We start from the raw sequence: 24,962 nt of genomic DNA on the forward strand, positions 1-24,962 counted from the left end.
CAGCCCCCGGAATCAGGGCGGTTCCAGGTTACGCGCCTCCCGCACCCCTTCCGAGGCTGCAAGCGGCCGGTTCCTCGAACCTAACCCAGCGCTGAGGACCAAGTCCACCACCAGACTACAATTAGTCAGCAAACTTATCAGTTGTTGAATTCGGCGGCGGTTGAGCCTAGGTTTGGAGCACTACCAGCTGCCGGGCCGGATGGAGGAGGATGCATGACTGATCCGGATGCCCCAGCGCGGAGCGGCCGAAACGAGACCCGGGAAGAGCAGCTCGACCGGAACTGGATGGAGCTGATCCAGGAACTTCGCGTCCTGCAGACGGGTGTGCAGATCCTCGCAGGCTTTCTGCTGACGCTGCCGTTCCAGTCCCGCTTCGAAGAGCTGGACGATTTCCAGACCAACCTTTACCTGGTGAATGTGGCCCTGGCGGCTTTGACCACCGCCTTCATTCTCCTTCCGGTCAGCGTGCACCGCCGCCTCTTCCGCAAGCGGCTCAAGGAAACTCTCGTCAGCAGCGCAGACAACATCACCAAGATCGCCTTGAGCGGCGTAGCGGCTCTCAGTGTGGGAACGGCTGCTCTCGTTTTCGACGTGACAGCCGGCCGCAGCGCAGGCCTTATCGCCGGCGCTGTCCTGCTGTCAGTGCTCGTGCTCCTCCTGGCCTACGTTCCCATGCACCTGCACCGGAGCGCCCGGAAGCAGGGCGCGGAAGCAGGCGAAGAGGCAGGCGAGTAGTCGGGCAGGGGCTGCCGGCTCAGGCGCCCTCGAGTACCTGACTGGTGGCCCGCGTCAGGTAGGGCCCCGCGTTCGCGATTGCCTCCGCTGGGCTGGGCGCGACATCGAGCAGTTGGGCCGCGGCCACCACGCCGTGTTCCGCCAGTTCCTCGGGAGTGACGAGGATGCGCCCGGCCACCACCACCACGGGGATTCCGCGCTCACGGGCAGCCTGCGCCAGGGCGATCGGCGCTTTTCCCGTCAGCGACTGCGAATCCATGGAACCCTCGCCGGTGATCACCAGGTCGGCGCCCTGGAGCTGTTCGGCGAGTCCGGTCAGCCCTGCGACGAGCGAGAAGCCGCCTTCCAGCGTGGCCTGGGTGAAGGCAAGGAATGATGCCGGGAACCCGCCCGCCGCGCCGGCTCCCGGAACGTTGACGTCCCGGCCGGTGGCCTCCCGGAGGATGGAAGCCCAGTTGCGCAGGCCTGCGTCCAGCTTCTCCACGGAATCCTCGTCCGCCCCCTTCTGCGGGCCGAAGACGGCGGCCGCGCCGGAGCTGCCGAACAGAGGGTTCTGGACGTCGACGGCGATCCGGAACTTCACGGTGGAGAGCCGGGGGTCGAGGCTGGAGGTATCAAGGGCCACGACGTCGGTGAGGGATCCGCCGCCGAGAGGCACCACGTTGCCGGCCGAGTCCAGCGGCTTCAAACCCAGGGCGCGCAGGGCGCCGCTGCCGCCGTCGGTCATGGCCGAGCCGCCGACGCCCAGCACAATCTCGGTGGCACCGGCTTCCAGCGCCGCCGCGATGAGCTGTCCACAGCCGTAGCTGTGGGCCCTCAGCGCGTTCTCCGGCGTCGGTTCCATGTGGGCGAGCCCGGAAGCCTGGGCGGTTTCGATGACGGCCGTGGTGCTGGCGCCATCCTTTCGCAGCCCCCAGGCGGCAGCGATCGGCGCCAGGATGGGACCGACGACGGCGTTGAGTCTCTCTTCGTAGCCCGCGGCGACCGCCGCTTCCAGAGTCCCCTCACCCCCGTCGGCGATCGGGAACTGCGTCGCTACGGCATCCGGGTATACCCGGAGGGCGCCTTCGGCGATGGCGGCCGCGGCTTCGATGGCGGTCAGGGAGCCCTTGAACTTGTCCGGGGCGATGAGGATGCGCATGGCACTATCCTGCCAGCATCATGCGGAACCCACTTGCCGATTCCGCAATGCGGTCAGCGCCGCCGCTTAAAGGGAAGCTTGCCACCTGCCGGGGTTCGCTGGCGCCAGCGCGGGTGTCAGCCTCGGGCCTCCTCCTGGGCGGCGTAGGTGTCCAGGAGCTCACCGGCACCCTGGCCATCCTCCCCTTCGGCGGCGATTGCGCTCCGCATGCCGTCCAGCTTTTCGGCGCCGGCGGGAAACGGCGGCAGGAGCGGGATGTCCGGATCGGTCAGGACTTCGATGACCACGGGCCGGTCGGCGGCGAAGGCCCGATCCCAGGCCCCAGGCAGTTGCTCCGGCGCATCCACCCGGATCCCCGTGAGGCCGAGGAGTTCCGCGTATCCCGCGTAGGGAAAGTCCGGAATCTCCTGGCTGGCTTCGAAGCGGGGTTCGGTCTCGGTTTCCCGCTGCTCCCAGGTGACTTCGGCAAGCTCGCGGTTATTGAAGACACAGACCACAAACCGCGGATCGGCCCATCCCTGCCAGCGGTGGGCCACGGTCACGAGCTCCGCAACACCCGCCATCTGCATCGCGCCGTCTCCGGCGAGCGCCACCAGCGGCCGGTCCGGCCGCGCCAGCTTGGCCGCTATCCCGTAGGGGATGGAGCAGCCCATGCTGGCTAGGGTGCCGGACAGGTGAGCCGGCACTCCCGGCGGGAGGGTGAGCTGGCGGGCGTACCAGTAAACGCAGCTTCCGACGTCAACACTCACCTGGGCGTTACCTGGCAGCCTCCCGCTGAGTTCACGGACCACGAGTTCAGGGTTCACGGGCTTGGCGGGGATGCGGGAACGCTCCTCCGAAAGCGCGCGCCAGCTCCTGACCTGCTCCTGCACCTCGGCACGCCACTGCCTGCGGGCATCAGCACGGCCGTCCGCGCTGGCATCAGCACCCTCAGTTCCGCCGTCGAGCCTGCCGGCGAGCTCCCGGAGCGTCTCCGCGGCGTCGCCCACGAGGCCCACCTCCACGGGGTAACGGTTTCCCACTTTCCGGCCGTCAATGTCGATTTGGACGGCGCGGGCAGCTCCCGGCTTGGGGTAGAACTCGGTCCAGGGATCGTTCGAGCCGACAATCAGCAGGGTGTCACAGTTACCAAGCAGGTGGGCGCTGGCCGTTGAACCGAGGTGGCCCATGGTACCGGCGGCAAAAGGCAGCGTTTCATCCATGTAGGGCTTGCCCAGCAGGCTGGTGGTGATTCCCGCGCCAAGCCTTTCCGCAATGGCGACCACTTCTTCCCGTGCATGCTTCGCCCCCTGTCCCACCAGGAGCGCCACCTTGCTGCCGGCATTTAGGACCTCCGCCGCTTTTGCCAGGTTGTCCCCGTGGGGCAGCACACGTGCCGGCTGCCATTCCGGCGCGGTCACGATGATGCCGTGCTGCTGCTCAAGTTCCGGCGCCGGAGCTTTCTGGATGTCATGCGGCACGATCACCACGCAGGGTGTCCGGGTCTCCAGTGCCGTTCTGAAAGCGCGGTCCAGCACCATGGGAAGCTGCTCCGGCGTGCTGACCATCTGGGCAAACTGCGCGGCCACATCCTTGAAAAGCGTCAGGAGGTCAATCTCCTGCATGTAGGCCGATCCCAGCACGCTGCGGCTCTGCTGCCCGATGATGGCCACCACGGGAACGCTGTCCAGCTTGGCGTCGTAGAGACCGTTCAGCAAGTGCACAGCACCCGGCCCCTGCGTGGAGGTCACGACGCCAACCCCGCCCGTGTATTTGGCGTGGCCTACAGCCATGAATGCGGCTGTCTCCTCGTGCCGCGCCTGGACAAACTGCATGCTGTCCCCGGCGCGGCGGAGGGCTCCCATGAAGCCGTTGATCCCGTCGCCGCTGTAGCCGAAAACCCTGTTGACCCCCCAAGCTCTAAGGCGTTCCACCATGACGTCCGCAACGAGCCGTTCTGCCATTGCACTCTCCCCTGCTTAAGTCCTGTTTGAGTCCTGCTTGAGGCCGGCGGACAGGGAAATGCCCCCGTCCGGGTTCCTGCGTGCGTGATTCGTGCCTGTGTGATGGGCGCTGGGCCTTTGGCGGAGCGTTACTCGTCGTGCCCCTGGTCCCCGCTCATCTGGTCCTCGGCCGGCGGGGTTTCTCCCGGCGGCACTCCACCGCCGGGCTCGAGGCCGGTGATGTTGCCGTTCAGGGGATCGGGGTTGGGCGAGGCCCCCCTGTCTTCCCGTTCCGTTTCGCTTCGTTCGCTCCCGCGGTTCTGCTGGCCGCCAGCGGCGCCGGGGCGGTCGGGGTTCGCGGGGTCATTCTCCGGATGGTAGCTGCTCATCATCTGTCTTCCTCCGTCGCTGGTCATATCCGCGTGACACCGGTCTGCGGGCAGGCGTGAAGCCTGGTCGCGGAACCCGCTGGCACTGGACTAATTGTAAGCATGCTGATAATTCTGGAACAGTCAGATGCCGCGACCTCCGGATCCAACCGGAGATGACCGAAGGAGCAAGCTGATGGGAATCGGCGACAGCATTGGGAAAGCAGCGGAAAACGCCATGGAGGATTTGGCGGGGACGTCCGAGCCAACGGACGACGCGCACGCGCCGGAACCCGGCGCAAAGGACGAGGACATCCAAGTCCACTCCTCCATCAGCGAAGGTTCCAACGCAATGGACGATGACGATACCTCGCCTGGCACTGGAACCCGCCGGACAGCTCACACCCCGCAGGAAACCGGCACGGGGGCAAGCGGCGGAGCAGGAGCCAGCGAAGCAGCGGGAAGCATAGCAGAAGTGGGCGCCGAAGGCGGCACGGGAACCGGAACGGACACTCAGGACGCCGGAGGCAGCGGCGCAGCAGAAGGCTCCGGCGCCCCCGGACACGTCGCGGGATCCGCCGGACTTCCCGACCCCGATCCGGACGAGCTCAGGGCCGACCCCTCCGAAGCCGACCAGGACCCCACCACCGGCAGGGGCCGCTCGTAATTCGGCTTGCTGGCGCTGGGTTCTTATGGCGCTGAGTCCCTATACAGCCTCACGACCAAAGGCCGCGGCTCTCGAGGACTTCCTTGAGCAGGTCGGCCCGGTCGGAGACGATGCCGTCCACGCCCATGTCCAGGAGCAGGTGCATCTCGCCCGGATCATTGATTGTCCACACGTGGACGTAAAGCCCCAGTGAGTGCGCCCGGCGGACGAAGCCGGGCGTCACCACGGGGAGACCCCGGTACTCGATCGGCACCTGCAGCGCGTCAACGTCCCGCAGCGCGCGCCTGAGGAACGCGCGGGCGAAAAAATGCAGGCCGGGGACGGACAGCAGCGGCGACACCGCCGCAAAGGCGGCGTTGGCCAGGGTTCCGGCGGAGGCGGCGGTGCGCCGGCTGAGCAGCCGCAGTACCGCCCGCCGTCGGCGGTCCGAAAAACTGGCGATCAGCACACGGTCATGGACTGCGTGTTTCTCTATCGCTTTTGCCAGGCTGCGGACGGAGTTCCAGTCTTTGACATCAAGGTTGAAGCGGGTGTTGGGGAACTCCGCCACGAGCTGCTCGAAGGTGGGAACCGTTTCCTGCCCCCGGATCAGGGCCTTGGCCACCTCGCCGGCCGTCAGCTCCGCGATCCTACCGGTATGGTCTGTGACCCGGTCCAGGACGGCGTCGTGGAAGAGGAGCACCACGCCGTCCGCAGTGGTGTGCACGTCTGTTTCAAGGTAGCGGAAGCCCAGGCCGACAGCAGCCCGGAAGGCCGTCATGGAGTTCTCCAGGCCGTCCAGGGAAAAGCCGCGGTGCGCCATGGCGGCCGGCTTGCCGCCATTCTGTGGGGCGAAAAAAGGCAGCGTCACGGCCGTTTACTGCAGGCTGACGCCGAGCTCTGCGAGCTTTTCCTCGAGAATCTGGGCCACGCCGTCGTCATCAAAATGCGGTGCCTGTTGGCCGGCAGCGCGGATCGCTTCCGGATGGCCGCTGGCCATTGCATAACCATGTCCGGCCCAGCGGAGCATTTCGATGTCGTTGGGCATGTCGCCGAATGCCACGACGTCCGCGGCGCCGACGCCCAGCGAGCGCGCATATTCCGCGAGCGTCACAGCCTTGTTGATGCCCGGCACCGAGAGCTCCAGCATGGCCACCGTGGGCGCCGAGTGCGTGACGTTGGCGAGGCTGCCGACAGCAGGAGCAACCTCCGCAAGGAAGTCGTCCGCAGTCCCTTCGCGCACGATTGCCAGGAACTTCACGACTGCGTCATCCGCTGTAAGCGTGTCGGCCAGGGGAGCCGGGGTGAATTCGGAGAGGATCTCGCTCGTGTCGTTTTCGATAAAGCCGGGCTCCAGGTGGAAGCCGGTGAGGGTCTCGGCGGCAAAGAGGGCGGTGGGGCGCAGTCTCTTGATGATCCGGCGGGCTTCGAACATGTCAGCTAGTGCCATGGTCCGGGCGGAAACCAACCTGTCCGCCTCGAGGTCCCACACCACTGCTCCATTGGAGCAAATGACCGTTCCTGTGTGGCCCAGCTGCTCTTCGAGGGGGTGCAGCCAGCGCGGAGGACGGCCTGTCACAAAGACGAGTTCGACGCCGGCTTCACGGCATGCGTGGAAGGCGCGGACAGTGCGGTCGCTGATTCTGCCGTCATGCCCCAGGATTGTTCCGTCTATGTCACTCGCTACCAACCGCATGGTGCAAGTCTACGTGGGCGGCAAATTTACGTGGTCGGCAAAGCGTCCCGGCCGCACAAGGCTGCCGGGGAGGTGCCCACATCAACCCGCATACGGATGAGTTGAAGGTCTTGCGTCTCCTAGTATCCGCTGCCTGCTGATTTCAGCATCTGACCCGACGGGCTGATGAGGTACCAGGCGTTGTTCACCCCCTGGCCCAGGATGTCCCCGGCCTTCGCGTCCTTGGCGTAGTAGTAAATTGGCATGCCGTTGATGGTGATCTGCTTTGAACCGTCAGCGGTGCTGATGGTGCCGATGGCGCCGCTGACGCCTTCCGCGGCGGGCGTCTCGGAGGTCGTCGTGACAGCGGGCCAAGCAGCCGCGCAGGCATCCTTGCAGGCACTGCTTGATGAATCCTTTACGTCCTTCGTGAAGAAGTAGACGCTCTTTCCGTCCTTGTCCACCACGATGGGGCCTGCCGCGGAAGTGGCAGTCTTGAGCTCAACACCAGCCGCAGCTGACGTGGATACTCCCGGCGCCGGAGCGGTGGCCGAGGCCGGTGGTGTTCCTGTCGTGGGACTGGTGGACCCCGGGTCGCCGCCGCAGCCGGCAAGCGCCGCTGCCAGGGCCACCACAGAGGCGCTGACGCGCAGTTCCTTATTCATGTCTGCTCCTTGTCCTGCCCTTAGGAGGTGTACTGCCTTCAGGAGGTACTGCCGCTGATCCTTCATCTAATTTTGCTTTAGCGGTTGCATAATCAACAGACCGTGCAGGCCGTGAACGAATACCGACAGCGAAGCGTGAAACGCTAACAATTTGGCGTACTGCAGTGGCGCCCATTCCCATTGGATGTTGCCAGGACGATAGTTATCCCATGAGTGATGCGCAACGACGCGTGCAACCCAGACTGTTGGCGTTCCTGGTAGCGCTGGGGCTTCTCGTCCCGCTGTTTGCAGCGTGCAACTTCTGGTCGGCGGGCAGCAGCAACACCCCCGGTGCTACGTCTGCCGCGCCGCCCCCTGCGACTTCCGCAGCTGCCACGCCAAAGAAAAGCATTCCTGCGCCGAAGCCGAAACCGGTACCCCCTGTTGACGCGCTCCGGGGGCGGGCTGTCAACATCCTGCTCATCGGCAGCGACACGAGGGGGACCAACGCGAAGGACACGGTGCGGAGGGTTGATACCGACCAACGGGCGGACGCCCTTTTCCTGGTGCATGTCTCGGCCGACCGCAAGAGTGTCCACGGCATCTCCGTCATGCGCGACCTCTGGGCTGACATCCCCGGCTACGGCTACTCAAAGATCAACGACGGCCTTGCCTGGGGCGGCGTACCAGCCATGCGGGACGCCGTGGGTGCGCTATTCAGCCAGCGCATTGACCACGCGATCGTGATCGATTTCGGCAGGTTTGTGGAACTGGTGGATGCCCTTGGCGGAGTGCGGGTTGACGTACGGACGCCTTTCACGTCGACCCACGACAGCCGGCACACGTTCCCGCAGGGCGTGCAGAATCTCAACGGCGCCCATGCTCTGGAGTTCGTCCGGGAACGCTACGCCTTCAGCGACGGCGACTACCAGCGGGTGCGGAACCAGCAGACCTTCCTCAAGGCACTGGTCGCCGAACTCCTCCAGCCCAGGATCCTGACCAACCCCGAGACCCTCCGCAAGACCGTAGCCTCCCTCTCACGGACCGTCGCCGTCAGTACAGGGCTCAACCAGGAAACCCTGGCAGGGCTGGCGTACAGCCTGCGGAACCTGCAGCTAAAGAACACTGCGTTCTTCGCCCTGCCCACAGCAGGTGTGGGCACCTCCTTCGACGGCCGGTCGATTGTCCTGCAGAATCCCGCGGCGCTGGCCGGGATCCGGACGGCCCTGGCCCGCGACCGCGTGGGCCAGTACATCAGGGAAGCAGGAATCAGGGATATCCGCTGAGAGGTAGGGCGGCCCATGCCCGTTTAAAGCCCGGGCGCCTCACCAGGTTCAGCACGCAGCTGTGAGAGCCGCCCATAAGCAGCGTCGCGGTAGGCCAGCAGTGCGGTTTTGTCTTTCGGATCAATGTCCAGGAAACCCCGCCCGCTCTTGAGCCCAAGGTTGCCTTGCGCGACAGCAGCGGACAGTGCGTCCGGAGCAGCAAACCGGTCACCATAGGCCTTCGCCAAAGTGCGGAACGATGATTCGTAGACATCCAGTCCCGCCATGTCGCCGATCGCAAACGGCCCGAAAAGCGCCAGCCGGAACCCGAAGGTGTTGCTCACTACCGCGAAGATCTGTGAGGGAGTGGCAACCCCCTCCTCAACGATCCGCACGGCTTCCTTGTATAGCGCGAACTGCAGCCGGTTGGCTACGAATCCAGGGGTGTCCGCAACCTGTGCCGGCGTCTTGCCCAGTCCGCGGATAAGTGTCTCAGCGAGATCCAGTACTGCGGGCGCGGTATCCGGACCGGGGATCAGTTCGACGCCGGGGATAAAGGGGGCCGGATTCATCCAGTGGACGCCGAGGAACCTCTCGGGACGGCTCACCGCGCCGGCCAACTGCCCGATGGGGATCGCCGAGGTGTTCGTGTTGATGACAGCGCCGGCCGGCGCCGCGCCGGAAACACGGCCGAGGATGGCGGCCTTGAGGCCGGGGTCCTCCGGAACCGCCTCGGCAATGTAATCCGCGTCCGCCACAGCCTCCTCGATGCTGCCGGCAGCGGCGACGTTCTTTTCAATGGTGCCAGCGGCACCCGCGGGCATCAGTCCCTGGGCTTCAAACTGCCCTGCCTGTTCCGTAAGCCGCTTTCCTTCTACATCCGCCGCAACGTGGACGAGTCCCCCGCCTTCGAGGAGGTCAAGCGCCGGGGTGACATCGAGAAGCTGCCGGTGGTCAAGGTCATCAAGACACGGCCGCTGACCATTCTCAAGGTCATCATGATGCGGTTTGCGGAGAACGCGAACTACTACAGCATCCTGCTGGCAACGATGATCATGGCCGGACTCGGCATCTTCTCCATCCCGTTCTGGGGCTGGGTATCTGACCGCTGGGGCCGCCGCTACACCGTGATCGCGGGCGCCGGAACCATGCTCGTAATGGCCTTCGCGTTCTTCTGGGGCGTCCAGACCGGCGACTTCCTCATGGTCCTGCTGGTCCTGGTCCTGACCTGCAACGTGGGACGCGACCTGTGCTACTCGGTGGAACCTGCCTACTTCACCGAACTCTTCGAGCCCAAGCTCCGTTACTCAGGCGCCTCCGTGGGCCCGCAGGTTGCCGCTGTCTTCGCCGGAGGCTTCGCTCCGCTGATCGCCACAGCACTGATCGGCCCCGACTTCGACCGGTACTGGCTCGTGGCCCTGTACATGGTGTTCACCTCTGCCATCACGATCGTTGGGGCACTGTGGTCACCCGAGACCGCTCCGCAGGTCCGCCTGCGCCGCGGCCTCAGCGCAGAACGATCCGACGACGGGCCGTTGAGCGACGCCCCGGCCGCTGCGGCAGGACCGGCCGGTCGACGGTGTCACACCGGCAACGGTCTCCTGCCGGCATCCGCCTCTCCGGAGCGGACGCCGGCAGGTGCGCTACCGGAAGTTTGGCTACTCTGAAACATGACGACTGATTCAGCAGGGCCGCCGAGCACAGGGGCGGCCCTCACCAGAAGCACGATCAACAACAGGAGGACGTCCCGATGGTAACGAGCCGTGACGTGGCGGAACTCGCCGGGGTCTCACAGGCCACGGTCTCGCGGGTCATGTCCTCATCCACGAAGCTGTCCCCTGCCACCAGGGCCCGCGTGCAGGCGGCCATGGAAACCCTCGGATACGTGCCGCACGCTGGCGCCCAAGCCATGAAAACCAGGCGGACCAATACCATCGGCGTTGTGGTGGCAGACCTGACCAATCCGTTCTACCCGGAAGTCCTCGACGAGCTGAGCCGGGAGCTGGACGCCGCCGGATTCCGGGTCGTGATCTGGAACGCCGGTGGCGGAAGCCACCATGACGCCCTGAAGGCCATCCGGGAACACGCCGTCGACGGCGTCATCTTCACCACCGCCACCGAAGACTCCCTGGAACTCCAGGCCGCCATCGAAAAGGACAGCCCGATCGTCCTGATAAACCGAGTCGTCGAAGGGCTGGACTGCGACCAAGTGACCAGCAGCAACACCGAAGGCGGCGCCGCCGTCGCCGACTACCTGCTGCAGCACGGCAAGACCCGGGTGGCCTTCATTGGCGGCGCGGAAAACGCCAGCACCTCCCGCGAGCGCGCGCAGGGGTTTCTCGGCAGGATGTCGGAAAAGGGCCATGCAGTCCCCGAACACTTCCGCTTCCAAGGCGGGTTTTCCCACGACATCAGCGCCCAGGTCATGGGCAGGCTGCTGTCCCGCGCTGACCGTCCCGAGGCCGTCTTCTGCGCCAACGACCTCATGGCCTTCGGCGCCCTGGACGCACTGCGTGCCCACCGCATCCAGCCCGAGGACTGCTGGATCATCGGCTATGACGACGTCGACATGGCCGCCTGGGACTCCTTCAGCCTCACCACCGTCCGGCAACCCAGCCGCGAAATGGCGCGCGTGGGCGCAAAAATGCTGCTCGACCGGATCCACGCCCCCGGCAGTCCCGCCCGCAGGGTCAACTTTCCGTGCGACCTTATTGTCCGCGGCAGCACCCGGGCCAACGGCGCCGCCTAAAGAGACTAAAAACTGCCCCGGCGGGCCCGAAACGGGTTTCGCCGCACACTATTGCATTTGGGCCACACTCCCGCATAGGCCGGAGCTATCCGCCGCCTCCGCCCGTAAACTTGATTGAGGCGAAGGAGCGGCGGCGATGGACGCTGAAGTTCATGATTCAGAGCTTGATTTAACAGAGCTTGGCTCCGCAGGGCTTGATTCCACAGGGCCGGAATTCCCAAGGGTGGTGCTCACTACGCGGAACACCAGCAGTTGCCCAATGAGCGCACGCGGGGGCAGGCGGTCAGCATGACCAGGGCGCCGGCGCGGCGGGTCCTGACGGCCATACTCGCCTTCCTTACACTCCTGCTCGGCTTCGTTCCCGGCGCACCTGCAGCCCAGGCTGTATCCCTGCGCGGCCACGACATCTCTTGGCCGCAATGCCCGACGGCGGCCGGCGGCTTTGGCCTGCCCATGCCGCCCGCGTCGTCCCAGTTCGTCATCATCGGCCTGACGAAGGGGCTCCCCTTCACCGAGAACCCGTGCCTGGCCAGCCAAGTCAACTGGGCCAAGACCAACAAGAAGCCCGCCCAGGCGTACACCATGGCCGCCTTCCCCACGGCCGCCCAGCTCACGACATACCGGGCGCGGGGGCCCTGGTCGTCAGCAACCCGTGCCGGGCAGCTGTCCAATGTGGGCTACGCTCAGGCCCGCTTCGCCGTTGCAAGCCTCGTCAAGACCGGCTTCGCACCGCGCGTGGTCTGGATTGACGTCGAGCCGCGGCCTGCTCAGCCCTGGCCCACCGCAACCGCCGCGCAGCAGCGCGAGAACCGGTTCCTCATCGAGGGCCTGATGCGCGGCCTGCGCGAAGCGCGGTACTCGTACGGCCTCTACTCCTTTGCGTCCGGATGGCAAAGCATCACCGGCTCCTGGCGACTCCCGGCCGTGCCCGTCTGGGCCACCGCCGGGCGGCTGGACTATCCCGGTGAGGCGCTGGACCGCTGCCGCCCGCCGAGCTTTTCCGGAGGCCGCGTTTACATTTCCCAGTGGTATGACGACACCCGGGACTACGACCTGACCTGCGATCCGTACGCATTCACGCCGCTGCCCTTCCCGGCGCCCACACTCTCCGGTTCAACCGGCGACTTCAGCGGGGACTGGAACAACGACGTCCTGGCCCGCTACCCGGCCCGGGCAGAGCTATGGATGTATGCCGGCACAGGGAAGGGCGGCAGGCAGCCCGGCGTGAGGATCGGAAACAGCTGGAACGGCTTCAACGCTCTCGAAACGCCCGGCGACTTCAACGGAGACGGCCCCCAGGACGTGCTGGCGCGGGAAGCTGCGACAGGCACTCTATGGCTTTACCGCGGCAACGGCGCCAACGGGTTCCTCGCACGCCTGCGGCTCGGCGGCGGCTGGAACATCATGAGCGCCATTTTGGGCCCGGGTGACTTCAATGGCGACCAACGGGTCGACGTCCTCGCGAGGGAAGCTGCCACCAGCCACCTGTGGCTGTACCCGGGCAACGGCGCCGGCGGATTCCTGCCGCGTGTCCGTGTGGGCACCGGGTGGCAGGTGTTCAATGCCTTCGCCTGCCCAGGTGATTTCACCGGTGATGGCGCCGCGGACGTCTTGGCCAGGGAAGGCGCTACGGGCATCCTGTGGCTCTACCGGGGGAACGGCGCCGGCGGCTTCCTGCCCCGCACGAGGGTAGGCGGCGGCTGGAACGTCATGACCGCCGTCGTTAGCCCTGGAGACTTCAATGGCGACCGCCGTCCAGACCTGCTGGCTCGCGACCGTGCCGGCGTGCTGTGGCTCTACCCCGGCAACGGCGCCGGCGGCTTCCTCCCGCGGGTCCAGGTGGGTCCCGGCTGGAACGCGCTCGCGCCGCTCTTCTAACAACCCGCCCGGCTTGATGCAGATGCCCTGCTGCGGCGATGTGACGCGGGTGCCGAAAGCTGGCTCCAGGCGTGCTGAGACCGTGGAGCCAGCCTTGTTCCGGCAAGTGCTCCCAGAGATGAAGGCCATTCAAGCCTCCCCCCAACAAGGTTTGAAGAGCACTGCCGGTTTCAGGCTATTCGTATGCAGGGGGTACAGGCAACGGTCCTGGAACCCAGCCTCGCATCGGCTGCCCTTGACTGCCATTCTGAGCCGGTATGACAGCAGTTGCCCAGCAACCGATGGCAGGGGAGGCGGTAATGGGCGGTTCATTCTGCGTCCACAGGCGTCACATCGGCTGCATGCCGACAGCGGCCCCGTCTAGGCTCGACGTATGAATGATCGCTTCACGGACGAACGGGACAGTTATGGCCGGCTGCTGGTGGACCGGGAGGTATGGCGCCAAGCAACCACCCTTGCCGCTGCAGGCGAGCTGACAGCGCGCTGGCTGGAGGGCAAGAGCGAGTACCAGGCGGGAACGCTGGCGCCCCGGTTCGACGACGAGACTGGTCCGATCGCAGGCCTGCTCACCAACATCAACCGCAGCGGGCTCTTCACCAGGGAGTCCCAGCCCGGTCTCGCCGCCGAGGACCACCTCCAGCAGCGGGAGTACGTGACGGGGTTCTGCTCGGCGGAGTCGGCGCGGCAGCTGCTGCAGCTCTCGACGCTGACGGAGTTCATCACTGTGGCCCACGCCCCGGGGGAGACGAGCAGTGCCTCGATTCCCGTAACGTTCGACGGCGGCGAGGTGATCACAGTGCTGGGGACCAGCGAGACTCCGGTCGAGTCCGGCCAGATCCGGGACTGGGCGGAGGAAAGCAACGAGGCATTGTCCCTCCTCCTCGCCGACTCCTGGTACGTCGAGGTGCTCGACCCGGTATGGGGACGCAACCAGCACCTCCTTACCGCGGTCCTCGATGCCCTCGATTCAGGACAGGAGGGTTTTTGAAGGCCCGGCAAAGACCGACGACGTCGCAGCAACCCCCACAGCGGCATCAAAAACAGCCGCAGCAAAGGCGACCCGGCGGGAGCAGTCCCGCCGGGTCCCCTTTCTTATCTCATCCTGCCTGCGTCTACTCCTGCCGCTACACGGCTCCAAGAGATGCCCTAACAGGACTATTTCCGGTCAGTCGTCGATCCGGTCAGTCGTCCGGGCTCTGGCTGAGAACTTGGAAGTCCTTGCCGACGGCCACTTCCACTTCCGAACCGTTGGCGAGGCGCACCTCGACTTCATAGGCGGAGTTCGGGTTCTCGTCCCGCTCCACTTCGGTCACCGTACCCTGACCCACTTTAGCCAGCGCGGCCTGGACCGCCTTGTCACGGTCGGCCGGGCTTAGAGGGCTCTGCGTGCTTTCACCCACGCTCCCGTCGTCGTCAAAGGGGTTCACGGCAGCTGCGGCAACCGTTGCGCCTCCCAGCACCAGCCCGGCTGCTGCGGCCCCGATGATCCACGTTCTCTTGCGCATGACACATCACTCCTCTCCAAGGTTTTTCCAGTCTGCGCTGCAAACTTGGCACCCGCAACACCTAATTAGTTGACGCCAGGGAGGCGGCCCCTGCCGGGCCCGCTGACTCCGCGCCTCAGCGTTCGTAGATCCCGGTTATTGTGGCGGTTCCGAGCAGGTGCTGGGAAAGCTGTTGTCCCAGGCTCGCCGGGTCCGTGTCCGGCCGGGTTCCAAGATCCTCAACATCCAGCGCGTAGACCGTCATGAAGTACCGGTGCCGGCCGTGGCCGGGCGGCGGCGCGGCGCCCACATAGCCGCGGAAGCCGGCGTCGTTCGGCAGCTGCACGGCTCCCTGCGGGAGCTGCGAGCCGGACTCAGCACCTGCCCCCTCCGGCAGGGACGTGACATCAGCGGGAATGTTGGTTACCGCCCAGTGCCAGTAGCCGCGGGCTCCGGGTGCATCGGGATCGAAAACGGTGATCGCAAAGCTCCTGGTTTCCGCTGGTGCCCCGCTCCAGCTCAGCTGCGGTGAGCTGTCCGATCCGCCCGCGTGCAGCCTGCCGCTGCGCTGCGGCGGCGCCAGGGTGGCGCCGTCCTCGAAGGACCTGCTGGAGAGCTCGAAGGAGGGAACGTCGGGAAGGTTTGAAAAGGGACCGTCGGATGTCATAGCTGCCTTTCAGGTAGTGGGTACTTCTGCTTCCTCTGCCGCTTCTTCCGTGTGGTTGAGTTCGGCCCTGGTGGGCGGGTTGGCACCGGCCCGGGAGACGGTGACAGCGGCAGCCCGGCCGGCGTGCGCCAGGAGCGCGGTGAGGCCTTCGGCGGGCAGGGCTCGTAGGTCCGCCCGGTTCTGGGCTCCATCCAGGCCGCGGTCAACGACGCCGGAGAGCAGCGCTGCCATGAATGAGTCACCCGCGCCGACAGTGTCCGCCACCTCGACCTCGGGCGCGGGGAACTCGGCCTCCCCGGCAGCGGTGATGCCCCAGGGGCCCCGGGCGCCGCGCGTGACCACCACAAGGGCCGGCCCTTCGGAACCGCCCAGGGAGAACCAGCGGCGGGCCGATTCGAGCGGGTCAGCGCCCGGGTACAGCCACTCGAGGTCCTCATCTGAGGCTTTAACGATGTCGGAGAGGGTCACGAACTTTTCCGCCTGGCGGCGGGCGTAGCCGGCGTCGCTGATGATGCTCGGCCTGCAGTTGGGGTCGAAGCTGATGATCGCTGCCGGATGAGAATGCTCGACGGCGGCCAGCACCTCCCCCGCACCCGGCGCCAGCATAGTGGCTATGGAGCCCGTGTGCAGCAGGGTGGTGCCCTGCAGCATGAACGGCAGGCGTTCGGCGAGGCCGGGGAGTTCCCAGGTGAGATCGAACGTGTAGGTGGCGGCGCCGCCGTCGTCAATCAGCGCCGTGGCCACGCTGGTTGGCAGGCCGTCCGGGGCCAGCGGGAGCATCACCGAACTTGCCCTCAAGTGCGCCGCGATCGAGTCGCCGTAGGCGTCACGGCCGTAGCGCCCGATGAACTGGACGGGATGGCCCAGGCGGGCGAGGCCCACGGCGACGTTGAGCGGGCTGCCGCCCACATGCGCTTCGATTCCGGATGTCCGCTGGACCACGTCGACGAGGCCCTCGCCAATAACTGTGAGCATGGCACATACTCTGCCAGAGAACGCCGCGCGACGCTCCGGTGGTCGACAAAAAAGGCGGCGCTGCGGGACCTTCCGGCCCGCTGCGCCGCCCTGTTGAGCAGCCCTGTTCTAAGGGACTGGGTCCTGAGCCGGCTACGCCTTCTTCTTACCCGGCAGTGCGAGCTTGAAGACCTTGCCCCACGAGGAGCCCACCTGCTTGAGCAGCGGACCCGTGGTGTACGGCAAGCCGTAGCGCTTGCAGATTTCCTGCACCTTCGGCGCCACCTCGCCATACCGGTTGGACGGAAGGTCCGGGAAGAGGTGGTGCTCGATCTGGTGGGACAGGTTCCCGGTCATCAGGTGCATGAACTTGGAGCCTGAGATGTTGGCCGAACCGATCATCTGGCGGACATACCAGTCACCGCGCGTTTCGCCTTCCACCATTTCCTCCGTGAAGGTGTCAGCGCCCTCCGGGAAGTGGCCGCAGAAAATGACGGCGTGGGCCCACACGTTGCGCACGGCATTGGCGGTGAGCGTGCCGTAGAGGGCCTGCTTGCCGGAACCGGTCAGCATGGCCACAGCAGGGGTGGCGGCGTAGTCCTTGGTGAACTGCTTGACCGCCTTCTTGCCCAATGCCTTGAGGTCCTTCATCAGGGCCTCTTTGCTCTTCTTGCCCTCCTGGAATTCCGCAAGCTCCAGGTCGTAGACGGCGATGCCCCACTCGAAGATGGGAGCGAGGATGGCGTTGTACAGCGGGTTGCCGAGGTTGAACGGCTTCCACGGCTGGTCGCCGTCCATGCGCAGCAGGTTGTATCCGACGTCGTTGTCCTTGCCGACGACGTTAGTCCAGCGGTGGTGCAGGTCGTTGTGGGTGTGCTGCCACGAGCGGGCCGGCGTGACGAAGTCCCATTCCCAGGTGGTGGAGTGGATGTCCGGGTCGCGCATCCAGTCCCACTGTCCGTGCAGGATGTTGTGGCCGATCTCCATGTTTTCCAGGATCTTGGCCAGGCTCAGCAGGGTGGTGCCGGTAACCCAGGCTGCCTTGTTGCGGCCCATCAGGAGCGCTGCACGGCCGGAGATTTCCAAGCCGCGCTGGACCTTGATGACACGGCGGATATAGGCGGCGTCGGATGCGCCGCGCTTTGCGAGGATGTCGTCCTTGATGGCATCCAGTTCACGGCCGAGCTCGGCCACCTGCTCGTCGGTGAGGTGCGCGGCCGCCGGCGGGCGCACCAACGGGCTGCCGGACGTGGCCAGCGCACCCGGGCGGGGTTTCGCCGCCGGCGTGCTGATCGACGTCGATTTCACTGCTGTGCGGTCGGATATTGCTGTCATGCGGTTGATGCTCCTCAGATCTCGAGGTTAACGGGCCCGGCGGCTGCCGAAACACACGTCTGGATTAGTTGGCCTGGCTCGCCGTGGACCTCGCCGGTGCGAAGGTCGCGGACCTGCCCGGCCCGCAGCGGCGTCAGGCAGCTGTGGCAGATGCCCATGCGGCAGCCGCTGGGCATCAGGACCCCGGCGTCCTCGCCGACATCAAGCAACGGGGTGTTCCCGTCCGCCTCGACCTCCCGGTCGGAGGCTTCAAAGGTGACCAGTCCGCCGTCGTGCCCTGCTCCGCCGACGAGGCTGGTATTGAAACGTTCGATGATGAGGTTGATTTCATCGGCCGCAAACGGTCCCGCCTTCTTGTGGGCAGCGGCCTCCGCGGACCAAAGGGCCTCCGCATCGTCCAGGAATCCTTCAGGGCCACAGGCGTAGGCAGCACGCTGGCGCCAGTCCGGGCAGAGCTCGTCCAGCCGCGCTGTGGAGCTGAAGTCCAGCCGTCCACGTTCGCCCGTATACCAGTGAGTGACCCGGAAGTTGGGGAACTGGTCCGCGAGCTCGGACAGCTCGCCATGAAAGATGCTGTCCTCGGGCGCACGCGCCGAGTGGATAAGGACCACGTCCGCATCTGGTCGGTGCGGCACCAAGGTGCGGATCATCGACATGACCGGCGTGATGCCACTCCCTGCGGTGAGCATGAGCAGAGGCCGCGGATGTTCCGGCAGGACGAAGTCACCCTGCGGCGGAGCCAGGAAGAGCACGTCACCGGGCTTGGTCTCCCGGACGAGGACACTCGAGACCGCTCCGACGTCGCTGACCGTGATGGCAGGGTCCTGGCCGGCAGGAGCACTTAGCGAGTAGGAACGCCAGTGGCGCACGCCGTCGAGCTCGACGCCGATCCGGGCCCACTGGCCGGCCTTGTGCGCCTTCCAGCCGCGGCCCGGACGGAAGTAGATGGTGGCGGAGTCCGCAGTTTCGGGGACTACCTTGGTGACCACGCCGCGAAGCTGGCGGGCCGAAAAGACGGGGTTGAAAAGCGCGAGGATATCCTCCGGCGCCAACGGGGTTGTCAAGACCGTCGTGGCGCGCGCCAACTTGCGGAGCCGAATCATATTGTCCGCCACCTGTTGGATTCACCCATGTATGTCTCCTAGTGAAACCGGTGATCGTCATATACAAAGCTACCGTAACCCCCGGCTAGTAGAGTCCACCATGCAGGTGCAGCGGGCAACCAGGGGTCGGGGCACTCCGTAAGCAGGTCCGCCCACTACTGCAACGAACGGATGCCGTTTGAGTTCCCGCTACGTAGTCAGCAACTCCTGCACAAGCTCTCGGCACTTCCGGTAGGACGAGGCCTTTGGGTCGATCAGGGCAAAGTGATCGCCGGGAACCTTGACCACCTGGACGGGGGCGCCGGCGGCGCGGGCCGCCGCGGCGTAAGCCTCGGACTGGCTGATCGGTACGGTGGTGTCCTCCAGCCCGTGGACGGCATAGACGGGAATGTTCAGCGGGACCGCGCTCATGGGGTCTGCATACTTGTGCCGCTTGGGGTACTTTCCCGCGGAGCCGCCCATCAGGTTGCTCACCGCCCCGTTGCTGAGATCGAGCCAGTCAGCCTGGGCGAGATTGAGCAGCCCGGACTGGCTGACCACTCCCGTCAGGCGCACGGCCTGTCCGTTGAGGTTCCGCTCGACCTGCCTGTCCGCGTCCGGTGTGCCCAGCTCCGCCAGGCGGTCGCGGCCGGCTGCCCAGACGGCGAGATGGCCGCCGGCGGAGTGCCCCAGCGCGACGACATTGGTGAGGTTCAGCCCATGTTCTTCAGCCACCCCGCGCAGCCGGTCGATCCCAGCCAGCACGTCCTCGAAGGTATGCGGCCACCCGCCGCCGTTACCCGCCCGGCGGTACTCCAGGTTCCAGGCCGGCATACCGTGCGCTGCCAGGTCCTTCGCCAGCGGTTCGCCCAATTCAGCTCCATACTGCGAGCGCCAGTAGCCGCCGTGTATGACCACCACGACGCCGCGGGCGGGCGGGCGCTTGCCGTTGCGGGACGAGGATGCGGGCGGCGCCTCCGGCAGAAAGAGCTCGCCCCACTGGCTGGGGTGGTCGCCGTACTGGTACTTCTGCCGCTTCACTGCATCCTCCTTGGGTCCCGGCAGGCAGGAGGCTACCCCTGCCCACCACTGCCGCCGTCCCCCGCTGTCCAGGGACAGCAAAGTCCGACGGCGCACATCAGCCATGTGCCGAGCCTAACAGTGAGGCGCCTCCCATCGCCGGAAAGCTGGACACGCTGCGGCGCCTGCGCATCGCTTTCGGGCTGTGGCGGCATGACGCCGCCCGGTGTCACATCTTCCGGTGTTCCCGCCCTTGGTAGTTTGGAACCATGGCAAGCAACTGGGACCGGCTGGACGTCAGCCAGCGCGAGTCCGTCCAGGAGAACGTGGAGCTCTATGAGCGCGTCCGCCCTGCCCTGAAGCTTGTCACCCGGGAAGTCCTGCTGATGCTGCGGACTATGCTCAAGGACACTGAGGTCACCCCCCTGTTCGTCACCGGCCGGACCAAAACAGTGGAATCGTTCCGGGAGAAGATCTCCAGGACCGAGGAGCCGCTGGAACCGGAGGGACCCCGGGTGCTGAAATTCCCTGACCCCTTCCGCACCCTCAATGACATGGTGGGGGTCCGTGTCATCACCAAACTCCCGGCTGAGAACGCTGCAGTAGCCAACCTGATCAAGCGACAGCGCCAGCTCTTCGACTGCCGGGGGGACCGTGAGAAGGACATCGGCTCGATCGAATCCGGGACCTATGGCTACTCCAGCCGTCACCTGATCCTGCGGACTATCCAGAACGACGTGGTCAAGGACTACCAGCAGGTCTTCAACCCCGAGGTCCAGCCGAACGGCAGCTATTTCTTCGAGTGCCAGATCCGCACCGTGTTTGCACACGCATGGAGCGAGATCGAACACGACATCCGCTTCAAGGCGGAGGACCCGCGTGCGTGGACGCCTCATTTCGACCGGCAGTTCACCGCCACGGCCGCCATGCTGGAGACGGTAGAGACCGCCTTCGCTGACCTGCATGAGCGTTATGAGGAGGTCCGCAGCTACTGGGACATGGACGGCGAAGGCGCCGCGCCTCTCACGCCCAACCGCATCCGGGACGTGTGGCGGGCCCTGCTGCCGCACGTTGACCGCAAAGTGGATGATGACTGGGGCTGGGCGGCCGAGCTCATGGCGGCCCATGGACTTAACCAGACCGTGCAGCTGGCCGGCCTGCTCAGCGCCAACCGGATCACCGAGGTCCGCAAGGCCCTGGACCACCGCTACTCCCCCGGTCCGGACCGGCTGCTGGATGACCTGCTGCTGTGGCAGTACGGCACCAAGCACATCGACCTCACTGCCGAAGCGCCCGACGCCGTTCCGCACCCGCGGCGCGACAGCCTCCTGCGGCGGCTCAAACAGATCGAGCGCTACCGCCAGACCAAGAAATAGGAAGCCCGCCCTTCAGCCGGACCCATCGCCAGCAGACGGGGTCGGGAAGATGCGGGCACGACACGCCTCCGTTACCTGAATGTGACTTTTAGTGCCGGCTCCCGTACGGTAGAAAGCGTGCCTTCCTCACCGAGGAAGGCATTCCCGTGCTGATTGCCTAACTCTGCCGCAGCCCCGGGATCCGATCGCAGACTTTCCGGCAGAGACGGGGAAACCAATTTTTGGCCCGCTTGAAGCGGGCCTTGGGGTGAAGCCGCGCAGTTCCTGATCTCGTCAGAGCGTGCGGCCGGGTGTCTCCCATCCGAATCCGACAGCTCACCTCGCAGGCATCGGGAGAGGCCCCTTCATGTCGTCACGCACTACCCCTGCCCGCCGCGCAGCGGCCGGCCGTTCTAACCCGTTCGCTTCCGCATCGCGCGCAGTTACGGCCAATGCCGGAGGACTGGGACGCAAGGCAGCCGTGGTCCTCGCCGCATCGGGCCTCGCTTTCACCGGGACCATGGCCGCTAACGCTGCCAATGCCCCGGCCCAGAAGGCCGCCGCCCCCGCCTTAGCTCCCGAAGCTGCCAGCCCGGCCCAGGCCCCGCTGAACGCCAGCTCCAGCGTCTCCATCGCCTACGAGCGTCCCGCTGTGAAGTCCGCCCCGGCTCCCGTGGTGGAGGAACCCGTCATTGTGGAGAAGCCGGCTGTGCCTGCCGCTCCCAAGGTCGCCGCAGCCAAGGCTCCGGCTGCAGCCCCCGTTGCTCCCCCGGCACCGGTTGCTGCCCACGCACCTGCCGCCCAGGCACCTGCCGCCGCGCCGGCCCCCAAAATCACGGTCAAGTCGGCACCGGCTCCCGCTCCGGCAGCGGCCGGCAGCGTCAACGCCTCGATGGTCTCCGCTGCCTACGCCCAGATCGGCATCACCCAGGACTGCACCGCCATGGTGGAGAAGGCACTGGGCGCCTCAGGCATCAAGGTTGGTGACCTCGCCCCCATGCAGTTCATGAACTACGGCAAGGTCGTCTCCACGCCCCAGCCCGGCGACATGATTGTCCAGTCCGGCCACGTTGCCATCTTCGTCGGCAACGGCCAGGCGCTCAGCGGCGGCATGAACGGCGTGAACGAGACCATCGTTCACCCGCTGTCTTGGCTGAACGCTACCGGTCCGGTCACCTTTGTTAGGCCCGCAGCCTAGCAACACGCGAGCAGGACACTGCACCGGGAAGGTGCACATCATGAAGCCGGCGTTGCGCTGCCTTGGGGGCAACGGAGCGCCGGCTTTTTGCTGCTGTCATTCCTGTAGTTCACTTCCCGCCAAAAGTCTGCCCAGCCTCCTTGTAGAAACCCTCCAAAATGGTGCCGCCTTTTGGAAACTAGCGTCAGTTTCACGATGCATCAAGCACTGACCACGCAAGGAAAAGATCAATGACGATTCAGGCAGGCCCGCCGGTAACCCGGTACGCAATTCTCGAGGCAGCGAGGCAACAGGTTCTCGAGGAGGGCGTGGGGCTCAGCGAAAGCCAGCTCGTGGATGTTCTTCGGCTTCCCGATGAGGCGCTTCCCGCCGCCCTCCAACTGGCACACGAAGTGCGCCTGAAGCACTGCGGCGAGGACGTCGAGGTGGAAGGTATCATCTCGATCAAGACCGGCGGCTGTCCCGAGGACTGCCATTTCTGCAGCCAGTCCGGCCTCTTCGACTCCCCTGTCCGCGGCGTCTGGCTCGACATCCCCGAACTCGTCAAAGCAGCCAAGGAAACGGCAGCCACCGGCGCCACCGAGTTCTGCATCGTCGCCGCGGTCCGCGGTCCCGACATCAAACTCATGAACCAAATCAAGTTCGCCATCGACCGCATCAACGAAGCTGTGGACATCAACATCGCCTGTTCCCTCGGCATGCTCACCCAGCGGCAGGTCGACCAGCTCGCCGAATGGGGCGTACACCGGTACAACCACAACCTGGAAACCGCCCGCAGCTACTTCCCGGAAGTTGTCACAACCCACACATACGAAGAGCGCCTTGAAACCTGCAACATGGTCAAGGACGCCGGCATGGAACTGTGCTGCGGCGCCCTCATCGGCATGGGTGAAACCCTTGAACAGCGGGCCGAACTCGCCGCCCAGCTCGCCGCCCTGGAACCCCACGAAGTGCCGCTGAACTTCCTGAACCCGCGGCCCGGAACCCCGCTGGAAAGCCAGGAGATCATGGACGGCAAGGACGCCCTGCGCGCCATCGCCGCATTCCGGCTCGCCATGCCCCGCACCGTGCTCCGTTACGCCGGCGGACGCGAACTGACCCTCGGCGACCTTGGCACCAGGGACGGACTCCTCGGCGGGATCAACGCCGTCATCGTGGGCAACTACCTCACCACCCTTGGCCGCCCCGCCACGGCAGACCTCAACCTGCTCGTGGAGCTAAACATGCCCATCAAGGAACTCCAGAAGTCGCTGTGAACGAGATTGCGGCTGCCTCGGCCAGCGGGGCAGGCTCAACCAGCGGGAAGTTTTGTGGGCACTGCGGGGAGCCGTCCGACGGCGGCAGCCTCCCGCCGTCGGACGGTCACCGCCGCTGCGGTGAGCTGCTGATGCTGGAGCCGCCGCGGTACTGCCCCGACTGCCGCAGGCGGATGAAGGTCCAGGTGATGCCGCTGGGCTGGCAGGCGGAGTGCTCGCGGCACGGGGCGCTGATCCCGTGAGGCCGACGTCTACGTGCCAGACCTGAATCAGCGCACGGATGTTGCCCGGATCGGGGGTTTAGAGTCCGGGCCGGCAGCGCTGGCAGGGAGCGCCCCTAGTCGTCTGCAGCGACCCGCTCGTCGCCGCTGCGTTCTGCGTGCTCGGGCCAGCCACCCTTTCGGTAGGCGGGAGTCCCGACGACAAGCACTGTCGCCGTCAGGACACAGCAGCCGACCATGACGGTGACCATCGACAGCGCGTTTCCGCCCAGCAGCCCCACCAAAGGACTTACGAGTCCAGCCACCCCCGACTGTAGGGCTCCGATGACCGCTGCCGCGGTTCCCGCCATGTGTCCGTAGTTGCGCAGGGCCAGCACGGAGGCGTTGGCGGGAATCATTCCCTGGGCTCCCAGAACAAGCCAGAGGCCGGCCGCCAGGCCGAAAACACCCCCGACACCCGTGGCCACCGCCGCCAGCAGCAGTAGGGCAAGAACCAGCTGGACAAGGACGGCGGCGCGCAGGAGGCGGACCGGCGGAATTGTGCGGACCAGCGCCGCGTTCAGCTGCGCGGAGAGCACCAGCGCGGCACCGTTGAGTGCGAAAGCGAGGGCGAACTGCTGCTCAGTGAAGCCGTACTGGTTCTGTAAGACGAAGGGCGAGCCCACTACGTAGCTCATGATCAACCCCAGCCCCAGCCCCGGGATCATGGCCAGGGCCATGAAGTGTTTGTCCCTCAGGAGCGACCAGTATGCGCCGACAACGTGCCGGGGCCGGCCAGTGCTGCGCCTGTCCTCCGGCAACGTTTCGGGCATGAACTTCCCCACGATGGCCACCAGGACCACGCCGATGAGCGCCAGCGCGTAGAAGACGGCCCGCCAGTGCCAAAAACCGGCGATGGCCTGACCCACGGTTGGGGCAAACAGGGGCGCAACCCCGATCACCAGCATCAGGCGGGACAGCAGCCGGGCGGCTGCCGAGCCCACAAAACGGTCACGGATGACGGCGATTGCCACCACCGATGCCGCTGCGTTGAAGAAGCCCTGCAGGACGCGGAGCCCAATAAGCGTTTCGATGTTTGGGGTGATGGAGCATAGCAGCGAGGCCACGACATGCAGCGAGATGCCGAGGATCAGCGGCAGCCGCCGTCCGAACCGGTCGGAGAACGGGCCGATGACCAGCTGGCCTATCCCGCCGCCGACGAGCATTCCGGACAGCGTGAGCTGCGCGGCTGCCTGGGTAGTTTCGAGATTATCCACCACAGCAGGCAAAGACGGCAGGTACATGTCGGTTGTCACGGCCGGAAGCGCGGCCAGCGCGCCAAGCATCAGGACATACTTGACGCTTCGGGACCGCGTACCAGGGGTTGG

25 protein-coding genes and 1 riboswitch are annotated in these 24,962 nt (G+C 65.9%); of the genes, 11 read left to right on the forward strand and 14 right to left on the reverse strand.

Going from position 1 to position 24,962, the window contains the following annotated elements:
• Positions 1–213: 213 nt before the first annotated feature.
• Positions 214–735, forward strand: coding sequence for a DUF6328 family protein (locus tag M1E01_RS18200; protein WP_457972914.1), 522 nt, complete (start codon positions 214–216; stop codon positions 733–735).
• 19 nt (positions 736–754) lie between these two features.
• Here the strand turns inward: M1E01_RS18200 and M1E01_RS18205 are convergent, their stop codons facing one another.
• The 3 genes from M1E01_RS18205 to M1E01_RS18215 all read right to left on the reverse strand — a co-directional run bounded on the left by M1E01_RS18205 (position 755) and on the right by M1E01_RS18215 (position 4,187).
• Positions 755–1,876 carry a glycerate kinase gene (locus tag M1E01_RS18205; RefSeq protein WP_457972915.1) on the reverse strand — a complete coding sequence of 374 codons (1,122 nt, stop codon included), beginning with the start codon at positions 1,874–1,876 and terminating at the stop codon, positions 755–757.
• Between the two features lie 116 nt (positions 1,877–1,992).
• Positions 1,993–3,819, reverse strand: a complete 1,827-nt coding sequence (locus tag M1E01_RS18210) for a thiamine pyrophosphate-requiring protein (protein WP_457972916.1) — start codon at positions 3,817–3,819, stop codon at positions 1,993–1,995.
• Between the two features lie 128 nt (positions 3,820–3,947).
• Positions 3,948–4,187, reverse strand: coding sequence for a DUF6480 family protein (locus M1E01_RS18215; RefSeq protein WP_457975016.1), 240 nt, complete (start codon positions 4,185–4,187; stop codon positions 3,948–3,950).
• Positions 4,188–4,362: 175 nt separating this feature from the next.
• On the opposite strand from M1E01_RS18215, the gene M1E01_RS18220 reads away from it, so the two are divergent.
• Complete coding sequence (locus M1E01_RS18220; RefSeq protein ID WP_457972917.1) at positions 4,363–4,833, forward strand: hypothetical protein; 471 nt, start codon at positions 4,363–4,365, stop codon at positions 4,831–4,833.
• Between the two features lie 49 nt (positions 4,834–4,882).
• Here M1E01_RS18220 and M1E01_RS18225 read toward each other — a convergent pair whose 3' ends face one another.
• The 3 genes from M1E01_RS18225 to M1E01_RS18235 form a co-directional block, all read right to left on the reverse strand.
• A complete protein-coding gene (locus M1E01_RS18225; RefSeq protein WP_457972918.1) occupies positions 4,883–5,683 on the reverse strand; it encodes a glycerophosphodiester phosphodiesterase in 801 nt (266 codons plus the stop codon).
• 6 nt (positions 5,684–5,689) lie between these two features.
• A complete protein-coding gene (locus M1E01_RS18230; RefSeq protein WP_457972919.1) occupies positions 5,690–6,508 on the reverse strand; it encodes an HAD family hydrolase in 819 nt (272 codons plus the stop codon).
• A 119-nt stretch (positions 6,509–6,627) separates the two neighbouring features.
• Complete coding sequence (locus tag M1E01_RS18235; protein ID WP_457972920.1) at positions 6,628–7,152, reverse strand: COG4315 family predicted lipoprotein; 525 nt, start codon at positions 7,150–7,152, stop codon at positions 6,628–6,630.
• Between the two features lie 209 nt (positions 7,153–7,361).
• On the opposite strand from M1E01_RS18235, the gene M1E01_RS18240 reads away from it, so the two are divergent.
• A complete protein-coding gene (locus tag M1E01_RS18240; RefSeq protein ID WP_457972921.1) occupies positions 7,362–8,417 on the forward strand; it encodes an LCP family protein in 1,056 nt (351 codons plus the stop codon).
• A 23-nt stretch (positions 8,418–8,440) separates the two neighbouring features.
• On the opposite strand, the gene M1E01_RS18245 is transcribed toward M1E01_RS18240, so the two are convergent.
• Complete coding sequence (locus tag M1E01_RS18245) at positions 8,441–9,220, reverse strand: 3-hydroxyacyl-CoA dehydrogenase family protein (RefSeq protein WP_457972922.1); 780 nt, start codon at positions 9,218–9,220, stop codon at positions 8,441–8,443.
• Positions 9,221–9,286: 66 nt separating this feature from the next.
• On the opposite strand from M1E01_RS18245, the gene M1E01_RS18250 reads away from it, so the two are divergent.
• From M1E01_RS18250 to M1E01_RS18265, 4 genes are all read left to right on the forward strand, one after another.
• Positions 9,287–10,063: an MFS transporter gene (locus M1E01_RS18250; protein ID WP_457972923.1), complete on the forward strand. Its 777-nt coding sequence runs from the start codon at positions 9,287–9,289 to the stop codon at positions 10,061–10,063.
• 83 nt (positions 10,064–10,146) lie between these two features.
• Complete coding sequence (locus M1E01_RS18255; RefSeq protein WP_457972924.1) at positions 10,147–11,145, forward strand: LacI family DNA-binding transcriptional regulator; 999 nt, start codon at positions 10,147–10,149, stop codon at positions 11,143–11,145.
• 288 nt (positions 11,146–11,433) lie between these two features.
• Positions 11,434–13,023: an FG-GAP-like repeat-containing protein gene (locus M1E01_RS18260; protein ID WP_457972925.1), complete on the forward strand. Its 1,590-nt coding sequence runs from the start codon at positions 11,434–11,436 to the stop codon at positions 13,021–13,023.
• A gap of 373 nt (positions 13,024–13,396) precedes the next feature.
• On the forward strand, positions 13,397–14,011 hold the full coding sequence (locus M1E01_RS18265; RefSeq protein WP_457972926.1) for a DUF6919 domain-containing protein: 615 nt from the start codon (positions 13,397–13,399) through the stop codon (positions 14,009–14,011).
• A gap of 193 nt (positions 14,012–14,204) precedes the next feature.
• Here the strand turns inward: M1E01_RS18265 and M1E01_RS18270 are convergent, their stop codons facing one another.
• The 6 genes from M1E01_RS18270 to M1E01_RS18295 form a co-directional block, all read right to left on the reverse strand.
• Positions 14,205–14,528, reverse strand: a complete 324-nt coding sequence (locus M1E01_RS18270; protein WP_457972927.1) for a PepSY domain-containing protein — start codon at positions 14,526–14,528, stop codon at positions 14,205–14,207.
• A gap of 115 nt (positions 14,529–14,643) precedes the next feature.
• Complete coding sequence (locus M1E01_RS18275) at positions 14,644–15,174, reverse strand: YbhB/YbcL family Raf kinase inhibitor-like protein (protein WP_457972928.1); 531 nt, start codon at positions 15,172–15,174, stop codon at positions 14,644–14,646.
• A gap of 9 nt (positions 15,175–15,183) precedes the next feature.
• Positions 15,184–16,149, reverse strand: a complete 966-nt coding sequence (locus tag M1E01_RS18280; RefSeq protein ID WP_457972929.1) for a carbohydrate kinase family protein — start codon at positions 16,147–16,149, stop codon at positions 15,184–15,186.
• A 132-nt stretch (positions 16,150–16,281) separates the two neighbouring features.
• Positions 16,282–17,463: a fatty acid desaturase family protein gene (locus tag M1E01_RS18285; RefSeq protein ID WP_457972930.1), complete on the reverse strand. Its 1,182-nt coding sequence runs from the start codon at positions 17,461–17,463 to the stop codon at positions 16,282–16,284.
• 14 nt (positions 17,464–17,477) lie between these two features.
• Positions 17,478–18,566, reverse strand: coding sequence for a ferredoxin reductase (locus M1E01_RS18290; protein ID WP_457972931.1), 1,089 nt, complete (start codon positions 18,564–18,566; stop codon positions 17,478–17,480).
• Positions 18,567–18,755: 189 nt separating this feature from the next.
• Positions 18,756–19,586 carry an alpha/beta hydrolase gene (locus M1E01_RS18295; protein WP_457975017.1) on the reverse strand — a complete coding sequence of 277 codons (831 nt, stop codon included), beginning with the start codon at positions 19,584–19,586 and terminating at the stop codon, positions 18,756–18,758.
• Between the two features lie 248 nt (positions 19,587–19,834).
• On the opposite strand from M1E01_RS18295, the gene M1E01_RS18300 reads away from it, so the two are divergent.
• The 4 genes from M1E01_RS18300 to bsaP all read left to right on the forward strand — a co-directional run bounded on the left by M1E01_RS18300 (position 19,835) and on the right by bsaP (position 23,616).
• Positions 19,835–20,941, forward strand: a complete 1,107-nt coding sequence (locus tag M1E01_RS18300) for a GTP pyrophosphokinase (RefSeq protein ID WP_457972932.1) — start codon at positions 19,835–19,837, stop codon at positions 20,939–20,941.
• Between the two features lie 176 nt (positions 20,942–21,117).
• Positions 21,118–21,284, forward strand: a riboswitch (cyclic di-AMP (ydaO/yuaA leader).
• 3 nt (positions 21,285–21,287) lie between these two features.
• Positions 21,288–22,118: an NlpC/P60 family protein gene (locus M1E01_RS18305; RefSeq protein WP_457972933.1), complete on the forward strand. Its 831-nt coding sequence runs from the start codon at positions 21,288–21,290 to the stop codon at positions 22,116–22,118.
• Between the two features lie 230 nt (positions 22,119–22,348).
• On the forward strand, positions 22,349–23,374 hold the full coding sequence (gene bioB / locus M1E01_RS18310; protein ID WP_457972934.1) for a biotin synthase BioB: 1,026 nt from the start codon (positions 22,349–22,351) through the stop codon (positions 23,372–23,374).
• Entirely contained in the window at positions 23,371–23,616 is a 246-nt protein-coding gene (bsaP, locus tag M1E01_RS18315; RefSeq protein WP_457972935.1) for a biotin synthase auxiliary protein BsaP, read from the forward strand. The genes bioB and bsaP overlap by 4 nt, the downstream gene beginning before the upstream one ends.
• A gap of 95 nt (positions 23,617–23,711) precedes the next feature.
• Here the strand turns inward: bsaP and M1E01_RS18320 are convergent, their stop codons facing one another.
• Positions 23,712–24,920, reverse strand: a complete 1,209-nt coding sequence (locus M1E01_RS18320; protein ID WP_457972936.1) for a multidrug effflux MFS transporter — start codon at positions 24,918–24,920, stop codon at positions 23,712–23,714.
• Between the last annotated feature and the right edge of the window lie 42 nt (positions 24,921–24,962).

It is taken from the genome of Arthrobacter sp. D1-17 (assembly GCF_054130535.1).

Bases quoted from the DNA above. Each gene is read 5' to 3' on its own strand.
- M1E01_RS18280 (WP_457972929.1), bottom strand. From the start codon at position 16,149: ATGCTCACAGTTATTGGCGAGGGCCTCGTCGACGTGGTCCAGCGGACA.
- M1E01_RS18265 (WP_457972926.1), top strand. From the start codon at position 13,397: ATGAATGATCGCTTCACGGACGAACGGGACAGTTATGGCCGGCTGCTG.
- M1E01_RS18270 (WP_457972927.1), bottom strand. From the start codon at position 14,528: ATGCGCAAGAGAACGTGGATCATCGGGGCCGCAGCAGCCGGGCTGGTG.
- M1E01_RS18235 (WP_457972920.1), bottom strand. From the start codon at position 7,152: ATGAATAAGGAACTGCGCGTCAGCGCCTCTGTGGTGGCCCTGGCAGCG.
- M1E01_RS18200 (WP_457972914.1), top strand. From the start codon at position 214: ATGACTGATCCGGATGCCCCAGCGCGGAGCGGCCGAAACGAGACCCGG.
- M1E01_RS18300 (WP_457972932.1), top strand. From the start codon at position 19,835: ATGGCAAGCAACTGGGACCGGCTGGACGTCAGCCAGCGCGAGTCCGTC.
- M1E01_RS18210 (WP_457972916.1), bottom strand. From the start codon at position 3,819: ATGGCAGAACGGCTCGTTGCGGACGTCATGGTGGAACGCCTTAGAGCT.
- M1E01_RS18285 (WP_457972930.1), bottom strand. From the start codon at position 17,463: ATGACAGCAATATCCGACCGCACAGCAGTGAAATCGACGTCGATCAGC.
- M1E01_RS18215 (WP_457975016.1), bottom strand. From the start codon at position 4,187: ATGAGCAGCTACCATCCGGAGAATGACCCCGCGAACCCCGACCGCCCC.
- M1E01_RS18260 (WP_457972925.1), top strand. From the start codon at position 11,434: ATGACCAGGGCGCCGGCGCGGCGGGTCCTGACGGCCATACTCGCCTTC.
- M1E01_RS18320 (WP_457972936.1), bottom strand. From the start codon at position 24,920: ATGCTTGGCGCGCTGGCCGCGCTTCCGGCCGTGACAACCGACATGTAC.
- M1E01_RS18245 (WP_457972922.1), bottom strand. From the start codon at position 9,220: ATGCCCGCGGGTGCCGCTGGCACCATTGAAAAGAACGTCGCCGCTGCC.
- M1E01_RS18305 (WP_457972933.1), top strand. From the start codon at position 21,288: ATGTCGTCACGCACTACCCCTGCCCGCCGCGCAGCGGCCGGCCGTTCT.
- M1E01_RS18290 (WP_457972931.1), bottom strand. From the start codon at position 18,566: ATGATTCGGCTCCGCAAGTTGGCGCGCGCCACGACGGTCTTGACAACC.
- bioB (WP_457972934.1), top strand. From the start codon at position 22,349: ATGACGATTCAGGCAGGCCCGCCGGTAACCCGGTACGCAATTCTCGAG.
- M1E01_RS18255 (WP_457972924.1), top strand. From the start codon at position 10,147: ATGGTAACGAGCCGTGACGTGGCGGAACTCGCCGGGGTCTCACAGGCC.
- M1E01_RS18240 (WP_457972921.1), top strand. From the start codon at position 7,362: ATGAGTGATGCGCAACGACGCGTGCAACCCAGACTGTTGGCGTTCCTG.
- M1E01_RS18275 (WP_457972928.1), bottom strand. From the start codon at position 15,174: ATGACATCCGACGGTCCCTTTTCAAACCTTCCCGACGTTCCCTCCTTC.
- M1E01_RS18230 (WP_457972919.1), bottom strand. From the start codon at position 6,508: ATGCGGTTGGTAGCGAGTGACATAGACGGAACAATCCTGGGGCATGAC.
- M1E01_RS18205 (WP_457972915.1), bottom strand. From the start codon at position 1,876: ATGCGCATCCTCATCGCCCCGGACAAGTTCAAGGGCTCCCTGACCGCC.
- M1E01_RS18220 (WP_457972917.1), top strand. From the start codon at position 4,363: ATGGGAATCGGCGACAGCATTGGGAAAGCAGCGGAAAACGCCATGGAG.